General features: G+C 71.6%; 25 protein-coding genes. 10 read left to right on the forward strand and 15 right to left on the reverse strand.

All coding sequences use genetic code 11. The features are described from left to right. Positions 1 to 33 precede the first annotated feature (33 nt). Positions 34 to 624, forward strand: coding sequence for a TetR/AcrR family transcriptional regulator (locus tag BR85_RS09375; protein ID WP_028496361.1), 591 nt, complete (start codon positions 34 to 36; stop codon positions 622 to 624). A gap of 7 nt (positions 625 to 631) precedes the next feature. Here the strand turns inward: BR85_RS09375 and BR85_RS09380 are convergent, their stop codons facing one another. The 6 genes from BR85_RS09380 to BR85_RS09405 all read right to left on the reverse strand — a co-directional run bounded on the left by BR85_RS09380 (position 632) and on the right by BR85_RS09405 (position 6,455). Continuing rightward, complete coding sequence (locus tag BR85_RS09380) at positions 632 to 1,300, reverse strand: TetR/AcrR family transcriptional regulator (RefSeq protein WP_051526268.1); 669 nt, start codon at positions 1,298 to 1,300, stop codon at positions 632 to 634. Continuing rightward, positions 1,285 to 2,451 carry a sugar ABC transporter substrate-binding protein gene (locus BR85_RS09385; protein WP_028496360.1) on the reverse strand — a complete coding sequence of 389 codons (1,167 nt, stop codon included), beginning with the start codon at positions 2,449 to 2,451 and terminating at the stop codon, positions 1,285 to 1,287. Before BR85_RS09385 ends, BR85_RS09380 begins: the two co-directional genes overlap by 16 nt. Before the next feature lie 69 nt (positions 2,452 to 2,520). Then, on the reverse strand, positions 2,521 to 3,528 hold the full coding sequence (locus BR85_RS09390) for an ABC transporter permease (protein WP_028496359.1): 1,008 nt from the start codon (positions 3,526 to 3,528) through the stop codon (positions 2,521 to 2,523). Beyond that, positions 3,528 to 5,105 (reverse strand): sugar ABC transporter ATP-binding protein, encoded by a 1,578-nt coding sequence (locus BR85_RS09395; RefSeq protein WP_051526267.1) that lies wholly within the window; start codon positions 5,103 to 5,105, stop codon positions 3,528 to 3,530. The genes BR85_RS09390 and BR85_RS09395 overlap by 1 nt, the downstream gene beginning before the upstream one ends. Positions 5,106 to 5,326: 221 nt before the next feature. Further along, positions 5,327 to 6,070 carry a GntR family transcriptional regulator gene (locus BR85_RS09400; RefSeq protein ID WP_028496357.1) on the reverse strand — a complete coding sequence of 248 codons (744 nt, stop codon included), beginning with the start codon at positions 6,068 to 6,070 and terminating at the stop codon, positions 5,327 to 5,329. Positions 6,071 to 6,080: 10 nt separating this feature from the next. Then, the gene (locus BR85_RS09405; RefSeq protein ID WP_036272674.1) at positions 6,081 to 6,455 is read right to left on the reverse strand and encodes a DUF4870 domain-containing protein; all 375 of its coding nucleotides are present in this window, start codon (positions 6,453 to 6,455) and stop codon (positions 6,081 to 6,083) included. Positions 6,456 to 6,623: 168 nt separating this feature from the next. On the opposite strand from BR85_RS09405, the gene BR85_RS09410 reads away from it, so the two are divergent. Continuing rightward, on the forward strand, positions 6,624 to 8,078 hold the full coding sequence (locus tag BR85_RS09410) for an SPFH domain-containing protein (RefSeq protein ID WP_051526266.1): 1,455 nt from the start codon (positions 6,624 to 6,626) through the stop codon (positions 8,076 to 8,078). Between the two features lie 43 nt (positions 8,079 to 8,121). Here the strand turns inward: BR85_RS09410 and BR85_RS09415 are convergent, their stop codons facing one another. From BR85_RS09415 to BR85_RS15420, 3 genes are read right to left on the reverse strand one after another with little or no spacing between them, the layout of a single operon-like run. Further along, the gene (locus BR85_RS09415) at positions 8,122 to 8,976 is read right to left on the reverse strand and encodes a hypothetical protein (protein ID WP_028496355.1); all 855 of its coding nucleotides are present in this window, start codon (positions 8,974 to 8,976) and stop codon (positions 8,122 to 8,124) included. A gap of 19 nt (positions 8,977 to 8,995) precedes the next feature. Beyond that, positions 8,996 to 10,129: an o-succinylbenzoate synthase gene (gene menC, locus BR85_RS09420; RefSeq protein WP_036272671.1), complete on the reverse strand. Its 1,134-nt coding sequence runs from the start codon at positions 10,127 to 10,129 to the stop codon at positions 8,996 to 8,998. A gap of 38 nt (positions 10,130 to 10,167) precedes the next feature. Beyond that, the gene (locus BR85_RS15420) at positions 10,168 to 10,317 is read right to left on the reverse strand and encodes a hypothetical protein (protein WP_155947969.1); all 150 of its coding nucleotides are present in this window, start codon (positions 10,315 to 10,317) and stop codon (positions 10,168 to 10,170) included. Between the two features lie 239 nt (positions 10,318 to 10,556). Here BR85_RS15420 and BR85_RS09425 point away from each other — a divergent pair, with 239 nt between their 5' ends. Then, positions 10,557 to 10,934, forward strand: a complete 378-nt coding sequence (locus BR85_RS09425; RefSeq protein WP_028496353.1) for a hypothetical protein — start codon at positions 10,557 to 10,559, stop codon at positions 10,932 to 10,934. A gap of 7 nt (positions 10,935 to 10,941) precedes the next feature. On the opposite strand, the gene BR85_RS09430 is transcribed toward BR85_RS09425, so the two are convergent. Next, positions 10,942 to 11,661: a GNAT family N-acetyltransferase gene (locus BR85_RS09430; protein ID WP_028496352.1), complete on the reverse strand. Its 720-nt coding sequence runs from the start codon at positions 11,659 to 11,661 to the stop codon at positions 10,942 to 10,944. A 97-nt stretch (positions 11,662 to 11,758) separates the two neighbouring features. Between BR85_RS09430 and BR85_RS09435 the strand changes: the two genes are divergently transcribed. The 3 genes from BR85_RS09435 to purU are packed head-to-tail and all read left to right on the forward strand — an operon-like array spanning position 11,759 to position 15,663. Next, positions 11,759 to 13,198: an MFS transporter gene (locus tag BR85_RS09435; RefSeq protein WP_051526265.1), complete on the forward strand. Its 1,440-nt coding sequence runs from the start codon at positions 11,759 to 11,761 to the stop codon at positions 13,196 to 13,198. Positions 13,199 to 13,241: 43 nt separating this feature from the next. Continuing rightward, entirely contained in the window at positions 13,242 to 14,726 is a 1,485-nt protein-coding gene (locus tag BR85_RS09440) for a peptide MFS transporter (RefSeq protein WP_036272667.1), read from the forward strand. Positions 14,727 to 14,784: 58 nt separating this feature from the next. Continuing rightward, on the forward strand, positions 14,785 to 15,663 hold the full coding sequence (purU, locus tag BR85_RS09445) for a formyltetrahydrofolate deformylase (protein WP_028496349.1): 879 nt from the start codon (positions 14,785 to 14,787) through the stop codon (positions 15,661 to 15,663). Positions 15,664 to 15,696: 33 nt separating this feature from the next. On the opposite strand, the gene BR85_RS09450 is transcribed toward purU, so the two are convergent. Genes BR85_RS09450 through BR85_RS09460 form a run of 3 tightly spaced genes read right to left on the reverse strand, consistent with a single transcriptional unit; the run spans position 15,697 to position 20,488 of the window. Next, positions 15,697 to 16,614 (reverse strand): serine hydrolase, encoded by a 918-nt coding sequence (locus BR85_RS09450; protein ID WP_051526264.1) that lies wholly within the window; start codon positions 16,612 to 16,614, stop codon positions 15,697 to 15,699. A 48-nt stretch (positions 16,615 to 16,662) separates the two neighbouring features. After that, positions 16,663 to 18,642 carry a M13 family metallopeptidase gene (locus tag BR85_RS09455; RefSeq protein ID WP_028496347.1) on the reverse strand — a complete coding sequence of 660 codons (1,980 nt, stop codon included), beginning with the start codon at positions 18,640 to 18,642 and terminating at the stop codon, positions 16,663 to 16,665. Between the two features lie 25 nt (positions 18,643 to 18,667). Then, entirely contained in the window at positions 18,668 to 20,488 is a 1,821-nt protein-coding gene (locus BR85_RS09460; RefSeq protein ID WP_231478644.1) for a lipase family protein, read from the reverse strand. A 66-nt stretch (positions 20,489 to 20,554) separates the two neighbouring features. Between BR85_RS09460 and BR85_RS09465 the strand changes: the two genes are divergently transcribed. Continuing rightward, the gene (locus tag BR85_RS09465; protein ID WP_028496345.1) at positions 20,555 to 21,874 is read left to right on the forward strand and encodes an MATE family efflux transporter; all 1,320 of its coding nucleotides are present in this window, start codon (positions 20,555 to 20,557) and stop codon (positions 21,872 to 21,874) included. Between the two features lie 133 nt (positions 21,875 to 22,007). On the opposite strand, the gene BR85_RS09470 is transcribed toward BR85_RS09465, so the two are convergent. After that, positions 22,008 to 22,661 carry a TrmH family RNA methyltransferase gene (locus tag BR85_RS09470; protein WP_028496344.1) on the reverse strand — a complete coding sequence of 218 codons (654 nt, stop codon included), beginning with the start codon at positions 22,659 to 22,661 and terminating at the stop codon, positions 22,008 to 22,010. Positions 22,662 to 22,810: 149 nt separating this feature from the next. Here BR85_RS09470 and BR85_RS09475 point away from each other — a divergent pair, with 149 nt between their 5' ends. Both BR85_RS09475 and BR85_RS09480 read left to right on the forward strand, forming a co-directional pair. After that, positions 22,811 to 24,157: an Nramp family divalent metal transporter gene (locus BR85_RS09475; protein WP_028496343.1), complete on the forward strand. Its 1,347-nt coding sequence runs from the start codon at positions 22,811 to 22,813 to the stop codon at positions 24,155 to 24,157. 8 nt (positions 24,158 to 24,165) lie between these two features. After that, a complete protein-coding gene (locus BR85_RS09480) occupies positions 24,166 to 24,804 on the forward strand; it encodes a metal-dependent transcriptional regulator (protein WP_028496342.1) in 639 nt (212 codons plus the stop codon). Between the two features lie 18 nt (positions 24,805 to 24,822). Here BR85_RS09480 and BR85_RS09485 read toward each other — a convergent pair whose 3' ends face one another. Next, on the reverse strand, positions 24,823 to 25,776 hold the full coding sequence (locus BR85_RS09485; RefSeq protein WP_028496341.1) for an SDR family NAD(P)-dependent oxidoreductase: 954 nt from the start codon (positions 25,774 to 25,776) through the stop codon (positions 24,823 to 24,825). Between the two features lie 41 nt (positions 25,777 to 25,817). Between BR85_RS09485 and BR85_RS09490 the strand changes: the two genes are divergently transcribed. Then, entirely contained in the window at positions 25,818 to 26,627 is an 810-nt protein-coding gene (locus tag BR85_RS09490) for an HAD-IIA family hydrolase (protein ID WP_028496340.1), read from the forward strand. Positions 26,628 to 26,655: the final 28 nt, after the last annotated feature.

Raw genomic sequence — 26,655 nt, forward strand, 5'->3', positions numbered from 1 at the left:
GACGCGGTCCGGTGTCCGCGTAGTCTGACGTGCATGGCCGGGCTGCGCGAGCGACAGAAGCAGCAGACGCGTGCCCTGCTGCTGGAGGCGGCGCTGCAGCTGTTCGAGGCCAAAGGCTATGCGGCCACCACTGTGGATGACATCGCGGCCGCCGCGACGACGACCCGTGCGACGTTCTACCTGCACTTCTCGTCGAAGGCCGAGGTCGTCCGCGAGCTGATCGCCCGGGCGGATGCGATCTTCGTCGCCGTCGACGATCCGACCCTGTCCGAGGTCGTCGCCTCGGGACGTCGCGACCTCATCGAGCGGTACCTCGACGCGAAGATCGATCAGTGGCCGCAGACCAAGCCGTACCTCGTGGCCGCCAACCAGGCCGCGCCGAGCGACCCGGAGGTCGCCGAGGTGATCGAAGGGTGGTTCGAGGCGACCGCGAGCCAGATGCACGAGGGGCTCGACCGCGCCGACCGCTTCGACCCGGCCTCTCGGCATGTGCGCTGCGTGCTCGCGTTCGGCCAGCTGGAGTTCCTCGCACGCCGGTGGTTCCAGAACGGCTGGGTCATCCCCCGCGAGGTCTGCCTGCAGACGCTCACCGAGTCGTGGTGCTCACTGCTCGTCGGCGAGTGACCGGCCGTCAGGGCCGCCGGTCGAGGAGCAGCGCAGCCCAGTTCGCCGCCAGCGCCTCCACGGCGCCGGCGCGGTCGAGCCGGCCCGCCCAGCCGTCGGACGCGTAGCGCCGGGACAGATGCTGCAATGCCCCGAAGGCGACGGTGCTCCGGGCGAGGCGCTCGCCCGGAGCGAAACGGTCGGCCGAGTCCAGCGCGCGTCGCAGCTGGGCGATGACCTTGTCATGCGATGTCTCCACCGACTGTGCCACCTCGGGGTCGGAGTCGGCATGTACGAGCATGCCGAGCGCGGGGCGGATCGCGGTCCAGTGGTCAAGCTTGTCGTCGATCCAGGCACGGAGCCGGTCCGGATCGCCGACGCGGACCGCATCCTCGAGCGCCGTGCCGTCGATGAGGATGAAGTACTCCTCGATCGTTCCGACGATCTCGCCGAGGAGCTCGGCTTTGGACGAGAAGTGCATGTAGAAGGTGGCGCGCGTCGAGCCGGCCTGCGTCACGATGTCGTCGACGGTAGCGGCGGGAAAGCCGCGCTCGGCGAAGACTGCGCGTGCCGCGGCGAGGAGCCGGTCCCGGGTGTCGCCTTTGCGCGCGGCCCGCGCGGGCGGCGAAACCGCCGGCCCCCGCCCGGTGGGGGCGGAGACCGGCGGCGTGGACCGTGGGATCAGTTGACGCCCCACAGCTCGAGGAAGCCCGCCTGGTAGTCAGCGTCGCCGAACCACTCGCCGGCGGCCTCGGCCTCCGGGGTGAGGGTCAGGTCGGCGACCGTCTCCTGCGTGAAGGCGCGGCGGTACGGGAACTCGAGGTTCTGCACGGCCGGCTGGCCGGCGGCCATGCGCGCCACGGCGTCGGCGAGGTACCAGCCGAGCGCGGACTTGTTGTAGGCGGCAGCCGCCTGCGCGACCCCGCCGTTCGCCATGTCCTGCAGGGTGGCCAGGGATCCGTCGACGCTCACGACCTGGATGTCATCGCGTGCCGCCGACTGGACACCCTGCGTGACGGCCGGCATGAACTGGTCGAACTGCGACTGGATGTAGGTGATGTCCGGGTTCGCGACGAGCGCGGAGCTGATGAGGCTCGGCAGACGGTCGAGCTGCCCCGAGTTGATCTCGATGACCTGCGTGGTGCAGTCCGCGCAGCCCTCCGCGTAGGTGGCGAGGATGCCGGCATCGGCCCACATGGTCGTGGCCGGGGTGTCGATGAGCTTGATCACGAGGACGTTCGCGGCCGCGTTCGAGTCCGCGATGACCCAGTTGGTGGTCCAGGTCTGCAGCAGGACCTGGTTCTCGGCGACGTAGCCGACCTTGGTGGGGTCGCCCTCGCCGGCCGGGGCGGTGAGGCCCTGCACCCAGGGGATGCCCGCCGCCTCCAGGTCCGCGAAGGCCGCGGGCGCGAACTCGGGTGTGATGCCGGCGGTCACGACACCCGCCGCATCCGCCTGGATCGCCTGCCCGACGCAGGAGGCGATGTCTGCGGGGTTCGCCTTGCCGTCGCAGATCTGCAGCTGCGCGTCGAACTCGCCGAGCGCGTTGCCGAGCTTCTCCCCGATGACGTTCAGCACCGGGACCTGCAGCGTGGCCGGCACGAAGTAGAACGTCTTTCCGGTGAGTGCCGTCGCGTCGAAGGCGGGGCCGGGCGCCTCGAACTCGTCGACGGGAACCGTGGCGCCCTCGACGATGTCCAGCGCGGCCTGCGCCTCGGCAGTGAGCTCGACGGCGGGGTCCCCCGTGCCGGCGGGCTGCTCGGGGTCGGACGCGCCGGAACAGCCGGCGAGGAGGAGCATGCTCAGGGCGGCTGCGGTGACGCCCAGAGTGCGAAGCGACTTCATCATCGAGTGACTCCTTGTTCTTTCTCTTGGTGTGGGGTGGTGCTGGTCTGTGGACGGCGCCGGCGGCGCCGCTCAGCTCTTGACCCGGCGCTGCAGGAGGTGCGACACCGTGACGGCGAGGATGAGCGCGGCGCCGTAGAAGACCTCCGTGACCCAGCCGGTGAGCCCGAGCAGCTGGAGCCCGAAGACGCCGGTGATCAGGAAGTACGCGGCGATCAGCATGCCGATCGGGTTGAAGCGGCCCGGAACGACGGCGACGGTGCCGAGGAAGACGGCGGCGAAGGTCGGCAGCAGGAAGGCGGACGCGGATGCCGGGTTGAACCCGCCGTTGCCGAGCGCGATGACGACGCCGGCAAGACCCGCCAGCAGGGCGCTGGCGAGGTAGGCGCCGACGCGCACGCGTCCGACCGCGATGCCGGCGAGAGCGGCGACGGCGCGGTTCGAGCCCACGAAGGCCATGTGTCGGCCGACCGGGGTCGCCCCCATGACATAGGCGACGATCGAGACCAGAATCACGCCGTACCAGAACAGGTGCGGCAGACCGACGAAGCGGCCCGTGGAGATGGCAGCGAGCGCCGGGTCGAGGCCGCTGACCGTGGTCTCCCCGGAGAGGAGGAACGCCAGGCCGCCCGCGACGCTCCACACGCCCAGGGTGACGACGACCGAGTTGATGCCCAGGCCGACGATGAGCGCGGCGTTGACGGCGCCGGCGAGGAGGGCGAGGGCGAGGGCGCCCAGGACGGCCAGCGGCACGGGCCAGCCGTGCAGCACTGCGAGGGACGGCACCGCGACGGCCGAGATCGAGAAGATGCCGGCGAACGACAGGTCGAATTCGCCGACAGACATCGTGATGACGACGCCGAGCGCGAGGAAGACGACCGGGGTGATCTGGCTGAAGACCGTGCGCATGGCGTTGACCGGGCTGACGTCGCCCGGCACGAGCGCCAGGAGGACGAGCAGCATGATGATCCAGAGAATCACCAGCGCGTAGCGCGAGAGCAGGCTGAGCGCGATCCGCTGCGCAGCCGGCCTCGGCGGGCGGACGGTGACGGTCGTGGTCGTGGGGGATACAGAGCTCATCAGTGGGATTCCTCGGATTCGTGGAAGATCGCGGAGAAGATGTCGTCGGCGGTGAAGGGCCGGTGCAGCTCGGTCAGGATCTTGCCCTCTTCGAGCACGACGACGCGGTCGCAGACGGCGGCGAGGTCGTCCACCTCGGAGCTGCAGAGGACGACGGCGGCCCCGTCGACGGCGGCCTGACGGGTGGCACTCAGCACGGCCGACCGGGCACCCACGTCCACCGCCTGCGTGGGGTCGTCGAGGATGAGGGCGGCGGGGCCGCCGAGCAGCCACTTGCCCATGAGGACCTTCTGCTGGTTGCCACCCGAGAAGGTGGCGACCACGGCGCGACGGTCGGCGGGGGTGACGGAGAACTTCTTGAGGACGGCCTCCGTCTCCGCCTTCTGCCAGGAGCGGCCCGTCCACCATGGCCTACCGCGACGCCGGAGATGCGGGAGGGTCACGTTCTCCTCAACGGTGAGCTCGGTGGCCAGCCCCTGTCCGTGACGGTCCTGCGGGATGTACGCGATCCCCGTGCCCAGGGACCTCGCGATGCTCGGCCGTTCGAGCGACAGCTCGGTGCCGTCGACGACGACGGCACCGGAGCCGCGCGCCGCGCCGGCGATGAGCGGGGCGAGGCTCGACAGGCCGGAGTCGATGCTTCCGGTGAACCCCACGACCTCGCCGCGCTGGACAGTCGCCGTGAATCCGCGCAGGCGTCCCCCGCGGATGCCGCGCAGCTCGAGGCCGCCCGCCCTTCGCTCGGCCGGCATGCTCTCGGCGAAGTCGTCGAGTTCTCCGTAGCGGCCCAGCACGAGCTTGGTCAGCGCCGCCTCGTCGAGTCCCGCGGTGGGCCGGCCCATCTCCACGACCCGGCCGTTGCGCAGCACTGTGACCCGGTCGGCGATGTCGAGCACCTCGGTGAGGTTGTGGCTCACGATGATGACGGCGGTGCCCTGCGACGTGAGGAGGCGCACCATGGCGTAGAAGTCATCGAGGGCCTCGTGCGGGATGGCGCGTGACGACTCGTCGAAGACGACGATGCCGCTGCCCATGTTGCGGTTCTGCAGCGCACGCGCGATCGCGACGCCGACGCGCTCGCTGGGGCGCAGGCTCGCAACCTTCGCCTGCGGCGAGATGTGACCGAGGTGGAGGAATTCGAGTGCGTCGCGGACGGCCGCGGCATCCTTCTTCTTGTCGATCCAGCCGGTGTAGCGACGCGTGGAGTGCTGCCCGACGCGGACGTTCTCCCGCACGGAGAGGTCGGGGATGAGCCCGAGATCCTGGTGGACGAAGGCGAGCCCTTCGCCGTGCAGCGCGCCGGGGTCGACGGGGGTGCCGATCCGTCTGCCGTCGACGAGGACGTCGCCGCCGGGGTCGGCGCGGTAGACGCCGCTGATGAGCTTGATCAGCGTGGACTTGCCCGAGCCGTTCTGGCCCACCAGGGCGTGGACTTCCCCCGCGCGGACCTCCAGGTGGGCGTCCTTGAGGACAGTCACTCCCGCGAACGTCTTGGAGAGCGCCCGCACTTCCAGGCGCGGAGCGACCGCGCCGTCATCCGTTGCGCTCGGGTCGCGCTCATCGAGGGTCTCGATCACCGCCGAACACCTCCTCGTGTCGTGGCGCGCCGACGGTGTGGACCGAACGGCTTGTGCTTTTTTTAACAGTGGCTAGACACTGCGTCTACTCACTGTGCTTCATGTATGGATGCGGTCAGTGCAGGCCGGGCGACTTCGCCGATACCTCCTCGCCTGCGGCGACTTTGTCATAACAAAATGACAAAGTCAACGATGCATGGGCAACGACCTCATAACGGCGGTCAGGGCGTCGTGATGAAGCTGAACTTGAAGTCCTCGGCCCGGTGCACGGCCCGCCGCCAGCCGCCCGGCACGCCGCCGGTCGTATAGAACAGGGTGTCGATGACGAGCAGCGGACTCCCGACCGGGACCGCGAGCGCGGCCGCCTGCTCGTCGGTCGCCGCCGTGGCCCACGCGTCGTGCTCGGAGCGCTCCACCGTGATGCCGAACTCGGCCTCGAGGAGCGCGAACGCCGATCCCCCGTCGTCCAACTCGGCAGTGCGGGGCAGGAACCCATCCGGAGTCCGGATGTAGATCTCGTTGTCGGCGAACGGCCGGCCCTCCAGCGTCAGCAGCCGACGGAAGTGCAGCACCGGCTCACTCGGCCCGATGCCGAGTTTCTGCGCGATGTCCGGGGGCGGGGCCACGCGGCCGAGATCCGACACGGTCGAACCGGGATGCAGGCCGCGTTCTGCGAGGAAACGGTAGAGATCGCCGGGCCGGACGTCCGCCGGGCGGGCCACCCGCACGCCCGTCACCGGGAAGGTGCCCTTGCCCTGCTTCCGGTAGACGTATCCCTCGGTCGTGAGCTCCTGGAGCGCCTGCCGGATGGGCGCTCGGCTGACGCCGAACCGTTCCAGAAGCATCGCCTCGGTCACCGGGGAGAGCGTGTCCGCCGTGCCCTCGGTGATCTCCGCCCGCAGGATCTCCTTGATCTGGAGATACAGCGGGATGCCGGAGGTGTGATCGAGCCCGCCGCGCGCCATGTGGTGGGACTCAGCGCACGAAGGTGATGGTGAGCGGGTAGGTGTACCACTCGCCCTGATTGGCCTTGACGGCCGCGACGATCGCGAACACGAGACCCACGACGCCGACCAACGGCAGGAGGACCAGGCCGATGACCGCGAGGATCAGCACGCTGCTCACGACGTACGCGATGAGCAGGGTCAGCTGGAAGTTGAGCGCCGTCGCGGTGTGCGCGCGGACGAACGGGCCACGCTCGCGCAGCACGAGGTAGGCGACGAGCGGTCCGAGGAAGCTGAAGAAGATCCCGCTCAGATGCGTGAGCGTCGCCCACATCTTCTCGTCGGCGGGGCTCATCGGCTGCACGGGCGGGACAGCGCCGTACGGCGGCTGCGGAGGCATCGTCATGCCCCCAGCGTAGGGCTCGCCACCCCTGTCGCGGGGTTCCGGTGCTCCGAGCGGAAGGCGGAGCTGATCCGACCTGCCGTTCGCGGGCCGCGGCACGCTACGTTCGAAGCAGGCTCCGCGCAGGCACTCGATTCTGCGCGACATCTGCCCAGACACGAATGGAGTGCCGTGGACATCCTCGCTGCCGGAGGCGTCGCCGTGATCGTCGGGATCACCGTCGTCGTCATCGCCGTCATCCTCATCTTCACCCTCATCATGGTGCGCGCCTGGTACAAGGTCGCCAAGGCCGACCAGGCGCTCGTCATCGTCGGCAAGACGCAGAAGGGCGCGAGCGGGGAGTCGTCGCGCATCTCGATCATCACGGGCGGCGGCGCCCTCGTGAACCCGCTGACGCAGCGGGCGGAGATGATCTCGCTGCGCGCCCGCCAGATCAAGATGGAGCCGACCGCGCAGTCGTCCACGGGCGTCACGGTCAACGTCAGCGGCGTCGCGCTCGTGAAGATCGGCTCCGACCCCGAACTCGTGCGCCGCGCGGCCGAGCGCTTCCTGTCACAGGACGGCGCGATCGAGCAGTTCACGACCGAGCAGCTCGAGGGTGCGCTCCGCGGCGTCGTCGCGACCCTGACGGTCGAGCAGCTCATGAACGACCGGCAGAAGCTGTCCGACCAGATCGCCGAGGGCATCAAGAGCGACCTGCTGTCGCAGGGCCTCATCCTGGACTCCTTCCAGATCCAGGGCGTCACGGACAAGAACGGGTACATCGACGCGCTCGGCGCGAGCGAGGTCGAGCGCGTCCGCCGCGAGGCGGAGGTCGCGCGCATCAACGCGGCCCGCGAGGTGCGCGCCCGTCAGATCGCGACGGACGAGGCCAACCTCATCGAGCAGACCGCGTACGACAAGAACCAGGCCGGTGCCGCGGCCGAGGTCGGTCGCGCCCGTGCGGAGGCCGACCAGGCCGAGGCGCTGGAACGCGCGGTGCGCGAGCAGGCGGTGCTCCTCCAGGCCGCGGAGAACAAGCAGGCCCAGCTCGACGCCGACATCAAGAAGGTCGCCGACGCCGAGCTGTACCAGCGGCAGCGCGCCGCCGACGCCGACGCGTACGCGCAGGTCAAGGCCGCCGAGGCCCGCGCGCAGATCGCCGCGCAGGAGGCGGAGGCCACGCGCCTGCGCGCACAGGCCGAGGCGGACGCCGTGCGACTGGCCGGCGAGGCCCGTGCCGGGGCGATCGAGGCCGAGGCCGAGGCACTGTCCCGCAACCAGGAGGCCCTGCTCGCCCAGCGCGCCCTCGAGGCCCTCGTGCCGATGATGACCCAGTTCGCGCGGGGCTTCGACAAGGTGGGATCCATCACGGTGCTGGGCGGCGAGGGGGCCTCGAGCCACATCGCCGCCGAATCGGCGACCGGGATGCGCGCGACCTTCGACGCCGTCGAGGCGGCGACGGGGATCGACCTGCGGCAGATCATCCAGGGCCAGGCGACCGGGCGCGGCGTCGCGCAGGGCATCCGCCAGGAAGCGGCGGAGCGCCCGGCGGAGTCCCCGGCCGACGCGGTCGGCGACCCCGTCGCGCGCGGCGCGGAGATCGGGCGGGCCTTCGCCGCGGAGGACGGCGCGCCGGCATCCTGACCCGCACCGGGCGGGCTCGACCTTCAGGCGGCCGTCCGGACGCTCAGCCCCGGCACCACGCCGTGACCCAGGTGAGGATGTCGGCGCGCAGCTCCGGCGACGCGGGGAGCTGGATGGTGCCGGCGTGTCCGTCGACCTCCACATCGAACGTGAACACCGTGCCGCGCTTGTCCTCCTGCACGGCATGCGGGTCGCAGCGTGCCGGGACGAGCGGCAGGGCGATCGACTCCCGGGCGGCTCCCACCGCGTGATCGAGGCGGTACGCCGTCGCCGCGGCATCCGGCTGCCGGTAGGAGAGCAGATTCGTCTCGCGGACGGCGACCAGGCGCACCCCGGCGGCGCCCGCGTGCGGGGCGATCTCGAGCGCGAGGGTCGCCGGCTCCCCGGGCGGGGACGGGGTGAAGGCGCCCCAGGCGAGCGTGGCGGATGCCTCGACCGCCGCGGCGAGGCATTCCCGCGCGTGCAGGTCGGCGAGGAACGGGAAGTCCTCACGCGCCGCGACGGTCGTGGTCCGCGCGGCGTCACCGAGACGGTAGGTCAGCGTCACGGTCGCGGCGACCGCCGGCGGCGACGCGCACGCGGCGGGCGCGAGCTGCACCGGGAGAGCCACGGTGCGGCCGGGGGCGATCGTCGTGGGCCGGTCGATCACCTGCCGCGCGGGTTCGGTGAACCGCCGATCGGCGACGGTGACGCCGTGCACCTCCATGGCCGTGTCGGTCGCGTTCTGCACGCGCACCTGCATCCGGCGATCGGCGACGTCGGAGCGCAGCTGCGTCAGCTCGACGGCGACGCCGGGCGGGAGCCCCTCCGCCGCGTCGGCCGCGGCGCACGCGGTCAGCGCGAGCGCGACCGCCACGAGGGCCGCAAGCCCGCGTCGATGCGTCGCGCGACCTGGCACGCAGCCAGCGTAGATCCGATCAGCGCCGGAGTTCGACCCTGCGCACCGTCGCCTGCTCGAGGGCGACCTCGTCGATCTCGACGCCCAGCCCCGGCCCGGTCGGCACCCGTACGTGCCCGTGCTCGAGCACGATGGGCTCGGTCACGATGTCCTGCGCGTAGAAGCGGTTCGACGCCGAGACGTCGCCGGGCAGGGTGAAACCGGGAAGCGCGGCGAGCGCGGCGTTCGCGGCGCGGCCGATCCCGGTCTCCAGCATCCCTCCGCACCACACCGGCACACCGGCATCCCGGCACAGATCGTGGATGCGGACGGCTTCGAGGTAGCCGCCGACGCGGCCCGCCTTGATGTTGATGACGGAGGCCGCCCCGAGCGCGAGCGCGTCGCGCGCCGCCTTGAGCGACACGATCGACTCGTCGAGGCAGACCGGGGTCGACAGGCGCTTCGCGAGGGTCGCGTGGTCGACGATGTCGTCCTCCTGCAGCGGCTGCTCGATGAGGAGGAGGTCGAACCGGTCGAGCTCCGCCAGCGTGTCGGCATCCGCGAGGGTGTAGGCGGAGTTCGCGTCGACCTGCAGCGGGATGTCGCCGAACGCCTCCCGGACGGCGGCCGTGTCGGCGATGTCGCGGCCGGGCTTGATCTTGATCTTGATGCGCACGTACCCCTCGGCGAGGTATCCCGCGACGGTGTCGACGAGGGCGGCCGGGTCGCGCTGGATGCCGACGCTGACGCCGCTCGGGATCCGGTCCGTCACGGCGCCGAGGTGCGCGGCGAGCGAGCGGCCTTCGGCGCGGAGGGCCGCGTCGAGGACGGCCAGCTCGAGACCGGCCTTCGCCATCCGGTGTCCGACGAACGGTTCGAGGATGCGGGCGACGTCGTCCGGCGCGACGGCGCCGGCATCGAGGAGCGCGGGGGCGAGGAACTGCTCCGCGACGTCCCACGCGCCCTGCGTGTACTCGCTGGAGTAGAGCGGTGCGTGCTGCGTCACGATCTCGCCCCAGCCCTCGCCGCCGGCGGTGCGGGCGCGCACGACGATGACCTCGCGGACGGTCTCGGTGCCGAAGGATGTCGTGAACGGCGCGACGAGCGGGAGGTGCAGGACACGGAGCTCGAGGGACTCCAGTGTCACCGGGAGGGCGGGGCGGGCGAGGGGCATGCGGCCAGGCTAGCGGCGGTCGCGGGCCGGCGGACCCGTCACACTCGGGCGTCGCGGCGGCGGAGCGCCGGGTCGCGCGGGGGCAGATACGTCGAGCGGCGGTGCGGGTGATACCGGCGGCGCGGGCGACGCGTCGCGCGGAGCCGGGCCATCGCCGTGCGGAGGGCGTTCGCACAGGTGCGCATCATCGTGGTCCTCCTCGGGGGTGGCTGCGGCCCAGCTCTGCTCTCAGGAGCGCGTGCGACCCGCGCTGATACGCCTCGAGCTGCGCCGTTCGGGAGGAGATGTCCCCGCAGGAGGTGGGATTCCCGGCATCCGTCCTCCCGAGGCGTCATCTCCTCCGGGGCTGCTCGGCGCGGGTCGGGGACATACGGATCACGCGGCCGCGGGGGCGCGGGGCCGCGGTGGCGCGAGTAGGGTGGGCCGCGTGATCGGAGACGACTGGACGGCGCACCGCCGCGACGACGGCGAGGTCGTGGGATGGATCCGCCCCGACGGCGACACGTGGACGGCGGTGGACCTGCTGGGCCGGGAGGTCGCGGCATCCGTCGACTGGCTCGAGGCGGAGTCGGCGCTCGAGGACCACGGGCTGCGCTACCTCGCCGAGCCGTGGATGCTGGAGGGCGAGGGCGAGACCGCGCTCCGCGTCCGGATGGTCGAGGTCACGCCCGAGCGGATCGTCGTCAAGCTCGAGGACTTCGGCGACCTGCGAAGGCTGGGAAAGCGGTTCGAGCTGCCGTGGCCGCTGCCGGCGCGGCTGCGCGAGCCGCGCGACGGCGACCCGGACGGCTTCACGTTCGGCTGACCCGGCCTCAGCTGCGGGCGGACTCCTGCACGAAGAGATAGCCGGCCTCGTCACGGAACCCGCCCACGACGAATCCGCGCCCGTACAGGTCGGCGAACTGCTCGCGCACCGTGCGGCGCCACTGCTCGGCATCCGCGGGTCGCTCGCGCCGCATCGTCTCGATGTCGCGCGGGATGGCCACCGAGGCGACGATGTCCTCGTCCGGCGGGTTGCCGGTGCGCGGCGAGGCCAGCGACCACGACACGAGCAGGCGGTCGGTCTCGTCGCCCCGGTTGACCGCATCGGGCATCGAGCCGTAGTGGTCGACGAGGTACTCCGTGACGCGGGCGCCGAGGATCAGCAGGTTGAAGTGCGCGTTGCGTGCCACCAGCGGGTCGAAGGTCCAGGTGATGTGGCCGACGTCGCGGGCGAACGCCCAATCGCGCTGGTGCTGCTTGAGCACGCGGCCGAGCCCACGGGACTGGTACTCCTCGAGCACGCCGGTGATGTGCGAGTGCATGGACCGTTCGGCCGGTGCGGCGAAGAAGCCGGCGGAGGCGCCGATCATCCGCTCGCCGTCGTACAGCCCGACGACGTAGTTGCCCGAGTGCGCGAGAGCGCGCAGCAGGTTCGCCGGCATCCCGGCATCCCCGCCCCACACCTCGCCCAGCACGCGGCTCGCCTCGACGATGCTCTCCAGGGTCGTGAGGGAGCGGATCTCGATGCCGTCGGGTGCGAAATCGGTCATGCCGCCCACGGTACTCCGGCCGCCCCGCCCTCCGCTCCCCGCCTCCACACCCCTCGCCCCGCGCGATCCCGGCCGACGCGGGCGATAGCCTGAGGGGATGCCGGGGGACGAGGACGCGAGGAAGCGCCTCACCCGATCCTCGCCGCAGGGCGCGATCGTCGCCGTCCTCGCGATCGCGGGGCTCTGCTCCTCGTTCATGTTCACGCTGGTCGTCCCGATCCAGGCGAAGCTCCCCGAGCTCCTCGACGCCAGCCGCGACGACACCGCCTGGGTCGTGACCTCGACGCTGCTCGCCGCCGCCGTGATCACCCCGATCGCCGGACGCCTCGGCGACATGTACGGCAAGAAGCGCATCGTCCTCGCACTGCTGGCTCTCCTCGTGCTCGGCTCGGTGATCGCCGCGGCCTCGCCGGGCATCGTCGGCGTCATCGTCGGCCGCACGCTGCAGGGCGCCGTCACCGGCGTCGTCCCGCTCGGCATCTCGATCCTCCGCGACGTCCTGCACAAGCGGAACGTGGATGCCGCGATCGCGCTGATCAGCGCCACCCTCGGCGTCGGCGGCGCGCTGGGGCTCCCGATCAGCGCCCTCGTGACCGAGTTCGCCGACTGGCATTGGCTGTTCTGGATGGCGGCGGGCCTCGGCGTCATCGTGTTCGTCCTCGTACTGTGGATCGTGCCGGAGAGCGTCCTGCGCACGGCGGGCCGGTTCGACGTCGTCGGCGCGGTCGGGCTCGCCGTCGGCCTCATCGGCGTGCTCCTCGCCGTCTCCCGCGGCAACGAATGGGGCTGGGCCTCGCCGGCCGTCCTCGGCTGCGGACTCGGCGGGATCGCGGTGCTGCTCGTCTGGGGCTGGTACGAGCTGCGCATCGCGGAGCCCCTGCTCGACCTGCGCGTCGCCGCACGACGCCCCGTCCTGCTGACGAACCTCGCCTCGGTCGCGATGGGGTTCTCGCTCTTCTCCTCCAACGTGTCGTACCCGCAGATGCTGGAGCTGCCGACGCCCGCGGGCGGGTTCGGGCTCTCGCTCGTGGCCGCGAGCCTCGTCGTCATGCCGGCGGGCCTCGTCATGATGGTGCTCTCGCCATTCTCCGGCCGCCTCGCGCGCACCGTCGGCCCCAAGCTGCTCCTCGTGCTGGGCTCCCTCGCGCTGATCCTCTCCTACGGCTTCACGCTGCTGGCATCCAGCGAGGTCTGGCACCTGCTCATCGCCAACATCGGCATCGGCGTCGGGATCGGGTTCGGATACGCCGCCATGCCGATGCTCATCATGCGCTCCGTGCCGCAGAGCGAGACCGGGGCCTCGAACGGGCTCAACGCCCTGTTCCGCTCGCTCGGCACGAGCACGGCGGCCGCCGTCGTCGGCGCGGTGCTCGCCACCTACACGACCGTGCACGACGGGATGCCGGTCCCCTCGCGCACCGGATTCCAGCTGTCGTTCCTGCTCGGCGGCGTCGCCGCGGTCATCGCGTTCGGTCTCGCCCTGGCGATCCCCTCGCGGCGGGCCGCCGAGGAGCGCCACCCGTCCCTGCGCGACTGAGCACCCCGCGACAACGGCCGCACACGCGGCTAGCCTGGCCCGCATGAGCAACGCACGACCGGCTCCGAGCACCGGGCAGAAGCCATCCGGCGACCACGACACGCGGTTCTTCGGCCAGCCGTGGGCGCTGGCGCACGTCTTCGGCGTGGAGATGTGGGAGCGCTTCAGCTTCTACGGCATGCAGGGCATCCTGCTGCTCTACCTGTACTACTCCGCCACGGACGGCGGGCTCGGCATGGACGAGACCGTCGCCGCCGGCATCGTCGGCGCGTACGGCGGGGGCGTCTACCTGTCCACGATCCTGGGGGCGTGGATCGCCGACCGGATGCTGGGCGCCGAGCGGGTCCTCTTCTTCAGCGCCATCGTGATCATGGCGGGCCACATCGCCCTCGCCCTCATCCCCGGCTTCCTCGGCGTCGGCATCGGCCTCGTGCTCGTGGCCCTCGGCTCGGGCGGCCTCAAAGCCACCGCCACGTCGGTCGTCGGCACGCTGTACACGGCAGAGGACCCCCGCCGGGATGCCGGCTTCTCGCTGTTCTACCTCGGCATCAACCTCGGCGCGTTCTTCGGGCCCCTCCTGACCGGCCTGCTGCAGTCCACGCTCGGCTTCCACTGGGGCTTCGGACTCGCCGCCGTCGGCATGGCGTTCGGCCTCCTGCAGTACTCGTTCGGCCGCAAGAGCCTGCCCGACGAGGCGCGCACCATCCCCAACCCCCTGCCGCGCAGCCGCTACGGCGTCGTCGTCGGCATCGCGGCGGCCGCCGTCGCGCTCATCGTCGTCCTCGTGCTCGTGGGGGTCATCCGGGCGGACAACCTGGCGCTCATCGTCATCATCGCCGTCGTCGGGGCGGCGATCGCCTACTTCGCCGTCATCCTCACGAGCCGCCGCATCACCGACGTCGAACGCAGCCGCGTGTGGGGCTTCCTGCCGCTGTTCCTCACCTCGGTGGCCTTCTGGTCGCTGTACCAGCAGCAGTTCACGGTGCTGACCGTCTACGCCGACAAGCGGCTCGACCGGAACCTCTTCGGCTTCGAGATGCCGGTCCCGTGGGTGCAGTCGATCAACCCCGTCTTCATCATCGTGCTCTCCGGCGTCTTCGCGCTGCTGTGGACGAAGCTCGGGACCCGGCAGCCGCCGACCCCCGTGAAGTTCGCCCTCGGCGCCATCGTCATGGGCGCCGCCTTCCTGCTGTTCCTGCCGTTCGCCGGAGGCGCGGAGAACTCCACCCCGCTGCTGGCGATCGTCGGCATCCTGCTCGTCTTCACGGTCGCCGAGCTGCTCCTCTCCCCCGTCGGCCTGTCGGCGGCGACGAAGCTCGCCCCGGAGGCGTTCCACACGCAGATGGTGGCGCTGTTCTTCCTCTCCGTCTCCCTCGGGACGGCGATCGCCGGGCAGCTCGCGACGTTCTACGACCCGGACAACGAGGTGCCCTACTTCGCGGTGCTCGGCGTGATCGCCGTCGCGGTCGGCGCGGGCCTGCTCGTCGCCGCCAAGCCGGTCCTCGCCCTCATGAAGGGCGTCCGCTGACGCGGCAGCGGGATGCCGGTGACCGGCGGGGCACGCCGGACACGGCAGAATCGAATCCATGACCGCGCACAACCCGCACCTCCTGCCCGCCCACGCGTGCCTCATCGTGCACGGCAAGGACACCCCGGGGATCGTGGCCGCCGTCTCGGCGATGATCACGCGCATCGGCGGCAACATCGTCGCGTTCGACCAGTACTCCGACGACCCGGTCGGGGGCGCCTACTTCCAGCGGGTCGTCTTCCACCGCCCCGACTTCGCCGCAGACCGGCCGCAGATCGAGGCCGAGATCGGCGCGGCGCTCGACCCGTTCGAGCTGCAGTGGTCGCTGACCGACCAGTCCGTCCCCAAGCGGATGGCGATCCTCGCGTCCAAGCAGGACCACTGCCTGCTCGACCTGCTGTGGCGGCACCGCCGCGGCGACCTGCCGGTCACCATCCCGATGGTCGTCTCCAACCACACGACGGCCGCCGACGACGTGCGCTCGTTCGGGGTGCCGTTCTTCCACGTCCCGTCGGTCGCCGGTCCGGACAAGTCGGCATCCGAGGCGGAGATCCTGAAGCTCCTGGTCGGAAACGTCGACTTCGTCGTGCTCGCCCGGTACATGCAGATCCTGTCGGCGGACTTCCTGGAGAAGCTCGGCGTGCCGGTGATCAACATCCACCACTCGTTCCTGCCCGCCTTCATCGGCGCGGAGCCGTACAAGAAGGCCAAGCAGCGCGGCGTGAAGCTCATCGGCGCGACGTCGCACTACGTGACGACCGACCTCGACGAGGGCCCCATCATCGAGCAGGACACCGTCCGCGTGACCCACGCCGACTCGGCGTCCGAACTCGCACGGCGAGGCGCGGACGTCGAGCGTCAGGTGCTCTCCCGCGCGGTCCTCTGGCACGCGCAGGACCGCGTCATCCCGCACGGCAACCACACGATCGTCTTCTGACCGGCCGCGCTCACGGCCCCGGGCGGCGGGCGGTCAGAACGCGTACTCCATGAGGTCGAGCCCCAGAGTCCGGAACGCCTCGTGCGCGCGCAGCCGGTGCGCGATGGACAGGTCGTCGAAGCACACGATCAGCGCATAGGCGACGCCGGCGCGCGGGCCGGCGAGCACGCCCGCCTCGGCGCGCACCCCGTTGGCCCGTCCGGTCTTGTTGATGAACAGCAGGTCGTGCCGGTCGTCGTCGTGCGCGAACGGGTCGAGTCCCGTCGCGGATGCCACGAGCGACAGGTCGTGGTTGAGGCTCAGCCATTCCGCGACCTGGGCGCTCACGGGGGCCGAGACGACCTGCGAGTTCACGAGCGCGGCGAAGACGGCGGCGAGCTCCCCCGCCGAGCCGAGGGCCTCGTGCGGGGCGTCATCGGGACCGCGCTCGTCGCGGAAGCGGTCCATGAGGGCGGACCGCGACAGACCGATCTGCTCCATGCGGGTGCGCACGGCATCCAGCCCCACGCGCTCCAGCAGGGCGTTGGCGGCGAGCGCGTCGCCGGTCGCGGCGGCGAGCACGGCGAGGTCGGCGAGCGGCAGCGCCGGCGCCTTCAGGTGCTGCCAGATCCCGCCGACGGCCACCGGAGGGAGGGACGAGCGCTCGATGATCTCCAGGGGCTCGATCGTGCGCGCCTCGAACCCGGCGGCGACCTCGATCAGCAGCGGCACGACGCCGAGCCCGCCGATCGGCAGGACGAGGTGATCGTCCCCGGCGAGGACGACCGTCCCCCGGTCGAGGTCCGTGATGCGCACCGAGACCTGTGCGCCGGAGGTCGCCAGCGCGTCCAGCGCCTTCAGGGTCGCGTCGAAGGAGCGGCGGCCGGGCGCGGACCGCCGGGAGCGGCCGCGTCCGGTGCGCCGCGAACCCCGCAGCGCCGCGGTTTCTCGTGAGGGCTCCGCCGTGCTCACGATCGTCCTTTCCGGAAGCGCCTCACGGCGCGCGCAGGGTGGTCGGTGTCACCAGATGGTGACACGCTGGTGGGCGTCGAGCCAGAGCTCATCGCCCTCCGTGACGCCGAAGGCCTCGTAGAACTCGTCGACGTTGCGGACGATCTGGTTGCAGCGGAACTCATTCGGCGAGTGCGGGTCGACGGTCAGCAGCCGGATGGTCTCGGCATCCCGGCCCTTCTGCTGCCAGATCTGCGCCCAGCTCAGCAGCAGCCGCTGGATGCCGGTGAACCCGTCGATCTCGGGGCCGTCGCCGCTCTCCCCGGTCTCGGCGAGGTGCAGCCGGTAGGCCTTGATGGCGATGCCGAGTCCGCCGAGATCGCCGATGTTCTCGCCGATCGTGAGGGCGCCGTTGACGGTGTGGTCATCGGACAGCCCCCGAGGGACGAGCGCGCTGTACTGCTCGATGAGGGCCGCCGTGCGCTCCTGGAACGCGGCGCGGTCCTCGTCGGTCCACCAGTCGTTGAGCGCGCCGGTGCCGTCGAACGCGCTGCCCTGATCGTCGAAGCCGTGCCCGATCTCGTGGCCGATGACCGCGCCGATGCCGCCGTAGTTCGCCGCGGCATCGCGATCCATGTCGAAGAACGGGTACTGCAGGATCGCGGCCGGGAAGACGATCTCGTTCATGAGCGGGTTGTAGTACGCGTTGACCGTCTGCGGGGTCATGTACCACTCGTCGCGGTCGATCGGCCCGCCGAGCTTCGCGAGCTGACGGTCGTGCTCCCACGCGTTCGCGCGACGGACGTTGCCGATGAGGTCGGCCGCGTCGATCTCGAGGTCGCTGTAGTCCTTCCACGTCACGGGGTACCCGACCTTCGGAGTGAAGGCCGCGAGCTTCTCCAGCGCCCGCTCGCGGGTCGCGGGCGTCATCCACTCCAGCTCGGAGATCGACTGCCGGTACGCCTCGATGAGGTTCGCGACGAGCTCGTCCATCTCCTCCTTGGCGCGCGGCGGGAAGTGCCGCTCGACGTAGACCTTGCCGACCGCTTCGCCCAGCGCCGCCTCGACGAGTCCGACCCCGCGCTTCCAGCGCTCCCGGTTCACCGGCACGCCGGTGAGCTCGGTGCCGTAGAAGGTGAAGTTCGCCTCGACGATGTCGGCGGAGAGGAACGGTGCGGAGGCGCGGATGATGTGCAGCCGCAGCCACGCCTTCCAGTCCTCGAGCCGTTCCTCGACGAGGAGCGTCCCGAGCCCGGTGAGGTAGCTCGGCTGGTTCACGTTGATCTCGGCGAACCCGTCCCGCAGGTCGCCGGCGAGGCCCTCGAGCCACGGGGCGAGGCTCACGCCCGCGAGCTCCTCGACCTCGGCCCAGGTCATGAGGTTGTAGGTCGCGACGGCGTCGCGGCTGCGCACGTTGTCCCAGTGGTGGGTCGCGAGCTCGGTCTCCAGCGCCATGATGCGGTCGGCCTGCGCGTCGGCCTCGGGGAGGCCGGCGAGCTCGAGCATGGTCTTCGCGTAGTCGCGGAAGGCGATGCGGGTCGCCTGGAAGTTCTCCAGGCGGTAGTAGCTCTCATCGGGCAGCGACAGGCCGCTCTGCACGAAGAACGCCACGTACCGCTGCGGGTTGCCGGGGTCCGGCTCGATGTACGTGGCGATGACACCGCCGACACCCTCGCGCTCGATCTCCCCGACCGTGCGCAGCAGCTCCGGGATGCCGGTGATCGCATCGACCCGCCGGAGCTGCGCGGCGATCGGCTCCGCACCCTGCGCGTCGGCGCGTTCGGTGTCCATGAAGCTCGCGTACAGGTCGCCGATCTTGCGGGCCTCGGTGCCGGGCTCGGCATCCTGCGACTCCTCGATGATCGTCCGCACATCCTTCTCCGCCTGCTCGGCGATGAGGTGGAACGAGCCCCACCGGGCCTTGTCCTCGGGGATATCGGTACGGTCGAGCCACGCGCCGTTGACGTGGCGGAAGAGGTCGTCCTGGGGCCGGATCTGCTCGCTCAGCTCGGCGATGTCGATACCTGAGCGGGTGTGGTTCTCGGTCATGGATCAAGGATAGGCGCCGCCGGCATCAGCGTTCCGACCGGAGGCATCCACGCTCGGTCGGCTCACCGGCGAACCGCGCGCGCGTCCACTCGAACAGCTCCGGGATGAGCGGTGAGTACCCCTCGACGACCGCGGCGTGCTGGAACCCGGCGTAGGTGCGGTAGTCCACATCCACCTCGGCCCGGCAGAGCCGGTCCACGAAGACGGACTGCGTGACCGGGACCACGACGGTGTCTGACCCGCCCTGGCCGATGAGCAGCGGGGCGGTGATCGTGTCCGGCGGGATGTTGGCCCGCAGGTGCCGGCCGAGCACGCCGATCTGCGGGGATCGGGAGAACAGGGCTGGGTCCCCGCTCTGACCCAGCGCAGCGATGACCGAGACGATCGTCGCGGGATCGGTCAGGCAGCGTTCGGACATCGCCCGCAGCACTTCCTGGGCACCCGGGCGGATGTAGTCGCGGTAGGTCACGTCGGGGTAGATCGCCGAGAACGAGGCGAAGGCGAAGGAGGCGAAGATGCTGCCCGCGGTGACCTCCGTGACGTGGTCGACGAGCGCGGGTGGGTCACTCGCCGGTGCCAGCGCGGCGACACCCTGCACCCAGACCTCGGGCGCGTACGTGCGCGCCAGCGCGCCCGCCCACAGTGCCGCGCCGCCGCCCTGCGAATGGCCCCAGATGACGGTGCGCCCGCCGAGGTCGGCGTCCTCCAGCTCTCGCGCCGCGCGCACGGCGTCGAGGGAGGCATGGGCGCTGGGCGGGCCGATGAGGTAGGGGTGCGGTCCCTCCGTGCCGAGGCCGATGTAGTCGGTGGCGACCAGCGCCCAGCCTTCGCGGATGACCCTGGGGAGCACGTACATCGCGCCCACCGCAAAGGGATCGGCGTTCAGCGACGGCGCGCAGTGCTGCGCGAAGCCGGTCGTGCCGTGGTTCCAGTCGATGACGGGCCAGTCGCCGTCGCCCTCGAGGGGGACGACGACGAGTCCGCTGGCCGCACGCACCTCACCGTCGACGCCGGTGGTCGTGTACAGGATGCGCCACGCCTGCGCCGTGACCGGCACGTCGCGGTCGAAGGCCTCGGCGCGGATGAGTCGTCCCGGCTCGTCGGGGATGCCTCGCGGTGCGGCGTAGAAGTCGTCCACGACGGCGGGGACCTCGCGCAGCGGAAGGGAGACGAGCACGGCCGTGACGGCGAGCGCGACCGATCCGATCCCGAGCGCCGTCCGGCCCCACCGGCGGCGGGGTGCGGATGCGGTCGCGGTCGGCCCGACGGCGGCGCGGTCTCTGCGCCGGCGGCGGGCGATCGCCCACAGACCGCGGATGCCGTCCATGATGAGACGCGCACCGAACACGACGCCGACGACCAGCAGGGTGATGTCGGGCCAGAAGAGCGCGAGCACGCCGAACACGATGCCCGATGCGCCGAAGGCACCGTCCGCGACGCGGGCGTCCCAGGTGCGACCCCGCCGGAACGCGGCGATGACCCCGAGCGCGCCGCTCAGGATGAGCAGGAGGCCGACCAGGACGGCGACGGCACGCACCGTGATCCCCGGCCACAGCAGGATGAACACCCCGCCGAGGAGCCAGCCCGCAGCGGCCACCGTGCGCCACCAGGCGCGTTCGGACTCGTCCTCCGTCGGGGCGAACTCGAGGATGCCCGCGAGGATCATGCCGCCGCCCAGCAGGACCGCCAGGACGCCGAGCGCAGAGGTGGGACGGATGACGATGACGACACCGAGCACGACGGATGCGGCAGCGATCACGGCCCGCAGCCACGGCGGAATCCGTTCGAGGAAGCGCGCAAGGGGCAGGCGGCGCATGATCCGCGTCGTCCAGGGCTCCGGTTCCACAGCCAACAGCGTACGACCGCGCGGGCGCCGCGATCGCGCCCGGGGTCGGCCCCCTAGGCTCGACGCATGGCGACGCAGACCCTGAACCGGGACATCCTGCGCCTGGCCGTCCCCGCCCTCGGCGCGCTCGTCGCCGAGCCGCTGTTCCTCATCGTGGACGCGGCGCTCGTGGGCCATCTCGGCGTCGTGCCGCTCGCGGGCCTCGGCATCGCCTCGGCGGTCCTGCAGACGGTCGTGGGCCTCATGGTGTTCCTGGCGTATTCCACGACGCCCGCCGTCGCCCGCCGCTTCGGCGCCGGCGATGCCTCCAGCGCCGTCAGCGCCGGGATCGACGGGCTCTGGCTCGCGCTGGGGCTCGGCGGCGTGCTCGCGGTCGTCGGGTCGCTCGCCACCCCGGCCCTCGTCGGCGCGTTCGGGGCGACCCCGGAGGTCGCTGAGCAGGCCGAGATCTATCTGCGCCTGTCGATGTGGGGCCTGCCGGCCATGCTCATCGTCTTCGCGGCGACCGGCCTCCTCCGCGGCATGCAGGACACCGTCACGCCGCTGTGGATCGCGGGCCTGGGCTTCGGCGCGAACGCCCTGCTGAACTGGCTCTTCATCTACGGCTTCGGCTGGGGGATCGCCGGCTCCGCGGCCGGCACCGTCGCCGCCCAGTGGGGCATGGTCGGGGCCTACGTCCTCGTCATCGGACGCCTCGCGCGGCGGCATGCCGCATCCGTCCTCCCCCGCCGGGAAGGGGTGCGCGGTTCGGCGCGCTCCGGCGGGTGGCTGTTCCTGCGCACCGTGTCGCTGCGCCTCGCGCTGCTCGTGACGGTCGGCGTCGCGACCGGGCTCGGCACGGAGGAGCTCGCCGGCTGGCAGGTCGCGTTCACGATGTTCTCGACGGCCGCGTTCGCCCTCGACGCCCTCGCGATCGCCGCGCAGGCCCTCATCGGGCGCGGGCTCGGTGCCGGCGACGAGCCGTTCGTCCGCCGTGTGCTCGGCCGCACCGTCGCGTGGGGCGCCTGGTTCGGTGTGATCGTGGGCGGTGTGATCGCCGCGTCGTCGGGTGTCATCGGGCTCGTGTTCACGGGGGACCCGGCTCTTGCCGCGATGATCCAGCCGGCGCTGCTCGTGCTCGCCGTGGCTCAGCCCGTCTGCGGCGTCGTGTTCGTGCTCGACGGGGTGCTGATGGGCGCGGGCGACGCGAAGTACCTGGCACTCGCCGGCATCCTGAATCTCGTGCCGTACCTGCCCGCCCTCGTCGCGCTGTGGCTGCTGCGGCCGGAAGGCGCCGGCGGCCTCGCGTGGCTCGCCGTGTGCTTCTTCGGCGTCTACATGCTCGCGCGGCTCGCGACCCTGGGCTGGCGCGTCCGCCGCCCGGAGTGGGTCAGCGCCGGCGCGTGACGTCCGGCATCCGCTCTCATTCGCCCGAGAAACCACATCCGGCGTGAGAAGCCACGCCAGGACGTGTTTCTCATGCTGATCGTGGTTTCTCAGCGCTCCCGCGCGGCGGCCCGGCATCCCGCGCGGAAGCCGCTCACGCCCAGCGGCGGCACCAGTCGTACATGACGACGGCGGCGGCCGCGGAGGCGTTGACGGAGCGCGTCGAGCCGTACTGCGTGATCTCGACGACGGAGCCCGCGGCGGCGAGCGCCTCCGGCGACAGACCCGGACCCTCCTGGCCGAACAGCAGGACGCAGCGCTCCGGCAGCTCGGCCTTGTCGACCGGCACCGAGCCGTCGACGTTGTCGACCGCGACGACGGGGATGCCGGCGGCATCGGCCCACGCCGTGAAGGCGGCGACGTCCTCGTGGTGGCGGACGTGCTGGTACCGGTCGGTGACCATGGCGCCGCGACGGTTCCAGCGCCGGCGACCGATGATGTGCACCTCGGCGGCGCCGAACGCGTTCGCGCTGCGCACGATCGAGCCGATGTTCATGTCGTGCTGCCAGTTCTCGATGGCCACGTGGAACGGATGCCGGCGGGTATCGAGGTCGGCGACGATGGCCTCCATCGTCCAGTACCGGTACCGGTCGACGACGTTGCGACGGTCCCCGGATGCCAGGAGCTCCCGGTCATAGCGCGGATCCTCCGGCCAGGCGTCCGGGCCGCCCGGCCAGGGCCCGACCCCGACGGGGAGCTGCGGCTCCGCTTCGGCCTCGACGTGCTGCGGGGCGGATGCGTCACTCACCGGGCCAGGCTACCGGGCGCGATGTGCCCCAACTCCGCCAGGACTCCTCACCGAGGCTGCATCGAGGACCGGAGGCTGCGATCGAGCGGCATTACTGCCCGGGGTGAGATTTTTCGGATTGCCGAAAAATCCTGCGGTATCGTTCCGGTATGTCCAAGACAGCGGCGTCCCCCGAACCGGCGATCGCGCCCGCGCCGCGCCGCCCGGCCCGCCGCGTCGCGTGGCTGCTCGGACCCGCCCTGGTCGCCGGAGTCGCGTACCTGGACCCGGGCAACGTCGCGAGCAACATGACGGCCGGCGCCCGCTACGGGTATCTGCTCGTCTGGGTCGTCGTCATCGGCAATGTCATGGCGTGGCTCATCCAGTACCTCTCCGCGAAGCTCGGGATCGTCACCGGCCAGAGCCTCCCCGAGGCGCTCGGCGACCGCTTCCGCTCGGCCGCGGCCCGGCGGGCGTACTGGCTGCAGGCCGAGCTCGTCGCGATGGCCACCGACGTCGCCGAGGTGATCGGGGGCGCCGTCGCGCTGTGGCTCCTCTTCGGCGTCCCGCTGCTGTGGGGCGGCGTCATCACCGGGGCCGTGTCGATCGCGCTGCTGCTCATCCAGTCGCGCCGCGGCGCCCGCAGCTTCGAGTTCGTCATCATCGGCCTCGTGGTCATCATCGCGCTGGGCTTCACCTACGGCGTCTTCCTCGCGCCGCCCGACCCCGCCGGCGTCGTCGCCGGCCTCATCCCCCGCTTCGAGGGCGCCGACTCCGTGCTCCTGGCGGCATCCATCCTCGGCGCGACGATCATGCCGCACGCCATCTACGCGCACAGCGCGCTGGCCCGTGACCGTTTCCGCCCGCCGCCGCTTTCGCCGCGGGAGGCGGATACGCACTCGACGGCGCGAATACGCGCTCACGAGCGCGATTACGCACTCGACGGCGGAGGGGAGCGGCTCGATGCCGCGCGGCTCCTCCGCGCCACGAGGTGGGATGTCACCATCGCCATGGCGATCGCCGGGACCGTGAACCTCTGCATCCTCCTGCTCGCGGCGGCGAGCCTCGCGGGCGTGCCCGGCACCGACAGCCTCGAGGGCGCGCACGCGGCCCTCGAGGCGGGCATCGGACCCGTCGTCGCGACGCTGTTCGCCGTCGGGCTGCTCGCGAGCGGGCTCGCGAGCACCGCGGTCGGCGCCTACGCCGGCGCCGAGATCATGCACGGGCTCCTGCGCGTGCGCGTGCCGCTGCTCGCCCGGCGCCTCGTGACCCTCATCCCGGCGCTCGTCATCCTCGCGGCCGGCGTCGACCCGACGTTCGCGCTCATCATCAGCCAGGTCGTGCTGTCCTTCGGCATCCCGTTCGCCCTCGTCCCGCTCGTCGCACTCACGGCGCGGCGCGACGTCCTCGGCGCGCACCGCAACCGCATCGTCACGACGGTCGCGGGCATCCTGGCATCCGTCTTCCTCATCGCGCTCAACGCCGTGCTCCTGTGGCTGGTCTTCACGGGCGGATAGCCTGGAGCGTGCCCTCCGCCGCGATCGACGACTACCTGAAGACGATCTACCACCACACCGAGTGGCAGAGCGTCGACATCACGCCGTCGCAACTGGCCGCCGAACTGGGCCTGGCTCCGTCGACCGTGACCGAGATGGTGCAGAAGCTCGCCGCCCAGGGTCTCGTGTCCCATCGCCCCTACGGCCCCATCGCGCTGACCTCCGCCGGGCGGGAGCGGGCCGCGGCGATCATCCGGCGGCACCGCCTCATCGAGACGTGGCTCGTCCGCGAGTTCGGGTACGCGTGGGACGAGGTGCACGAAGAGGCCGAGGTGCTCGAGCACACGATCAGCGACCGGCTCCTCGAGGGCATCGACGCGCGCCTGGATCACCCGCGCTTCGATCCGCACGGGGACGCGATCCCCGATGCCGACGGCACGGTGCACCGGGAGCCCTTCGTCCTGCTCGGCGAGGCCCGCATCGGACACAGCGGCCGCGTGCTGCGCGTCGCCGACCGCGACCCCGGCCTGCTCCGCGCCCTCGACATCGCCGGCATCGATGTGGGCCATACCCTCGTCGTCACCGGCCGGGACGCCGTGCGCATCGACGACGGCGCCACCGTCGCCCTGCCGGCCGGCGCCGCCGACGCCGTCTGGCTCAGCGCCTGAACCCCGGCCCCTGAACCGTCAGCGCCGCCGGGTCTTGCGGAGCTTCTCGAACGGCCAGGGGATCCGCGTCGCGTGCTCGCAGTAGTTCCACAGCCGTGCCGCGATGTCCGGGTCGCGCGTGACCTTGGACGCCGTCGCGGCACGGGGCGCGCCGCGCGTGCGCCCCGCGGGACCCCAGTACGCGCCGCCTTCGATGTCGGGATCGACGAGCGCCCGCACGAGCGACCACGCGCCGCGCTCCTTCGACTGCGCGAACGCCGCCTGCAGGTTGTCGGCGAACCGCTTGCGGCGACCGGGCTCGTTGACGCCGACGATCCCGCGCGTGCGTCCGCTGATCGAGTAGCCGGGGTGCGCGACGACGCTCGTGACGGGGATGCCGGCTGCCCGCAGCCGCCGGTCGGCCTCGAAACCGAGCGCGGTGGTCGCGACCTTCGACTGCACGTAGGCGCGCCACCCGGTGTAGCCGTTCTCCAATTCCGGGTCGATGGGGTCGTACTGCCACATCGCGGTGGACAGCGACCCGACCCACACCATCCGGCCGCGCGCCGTCGCGAGCGCCGGCAGCAGCTCCCCCGCGAGCGCGTAGTGGCCGAGCACGTTCGTCGCGAACACGAGTTCGCGTCCGTCGCGCGTCGTCTGGCGCTCCGCCGGCGGGTGCACGATGCCGGCGTTGAGGAGCAGGCCGTCCAGCCCCGTCCGCCCGCGCGCCGTCGCCGCGGCCGCCCGGATCGAGCCGAGGTTCGTCGTGTCGAGCACCATCGTCTCCACGACGGCTTCCGGCGCCTGCCGCAGCACGGCGGCGCGCGCAGCGACGAGGCGGTTCGGGTTCCGCCCGGTCATGATGACGCGGGCACCGGCCTCCGCGAGCTGCAGGGACGAGAAGAACCCGAGGCCCGCGGTGGCGCCCGTCACGAGATACCGCCGTCCGGTGAGGTCGGGAAGGCTCTCGGGATCCCAGGGGTCGCGCGTCACCCGTCGAGACTATGGCCGATCGCCCCGGCTAGGCTGGCCCCATGCGGACACGCGCCGATATCGAGTGCTGGCTCACCGACATGGACGGCGTCCTCGTCCACGACAGCCGGCCCATCCCCGGCGCCGCGGAGCTGCTCGCCCAGTGGCGGGACACGGGAACGCCCTTCCTGGTCCTCACGAACAACCCGGTCTACACGCCGCGCGATCTGAGCGCCCGGCTGGCGCTGTCCGGACTCGACGTGCCGGAGGACCGCCTGTGGACCTCGGCGCTCGCGACGGCGGACTTCCTCAGGTCGCAGCTGCCCGGCGGCACCGCGTTCGTCATCGGCGAGGCCGGCCTCACGACGGCGCTGCACGAGGCCGGCTACGTCATGACGGAGACGAACCCGGACTACGTCGTCGTGGGCGAGACGCGTCGCTACTCGTTCGACGCGATCACGCAGGCGATCCGCTTCATCAACGCGGGTGCCCGGTTCATCATCACGAACCCGGATGCCACCGGCCCGACGCCCTCCGGCGTCGTCCCCGCGACGGGCTCGTTCGCGGCGCTCATCACGCACGCGACCGGCAAGACGCCGTATGTGGTCGGCAAGCCGAACCCGATGATGTTCCGCTCTGCCATGAACCGGATCGGGGCGCACTCCGAGAACACCGGCATGATCGGCGACCGCATGGACACCGACGTGGTCGCGGGCATCGAGGCGGGCCTGCACACGGTGCTCGTCATGACGGGCATCTCCGACCGTGCCGAGGTCGAGCGCTATCCGTTCCGGCCGGACGAGATCCTGGAGTCCGTCGCCGATCTCGTCGATGCGCAGCCCGCCGAGTCCGACCTTCCGGAGGTGCTGTGAACGAGCTCGAGCAGAATCTGCTCTTCGC

It is taken from the genome of Microbacterium sp. UNCCL10, assembly GCF_000746195.1.
In the GTDB taxonomy this organism is placed as follows: Bacteria; Actinomycetota; Actinomycetes; order Actinomycetales; family Microbacteriaceae; genus Microbacterium; species Microbacterium saccharophilum.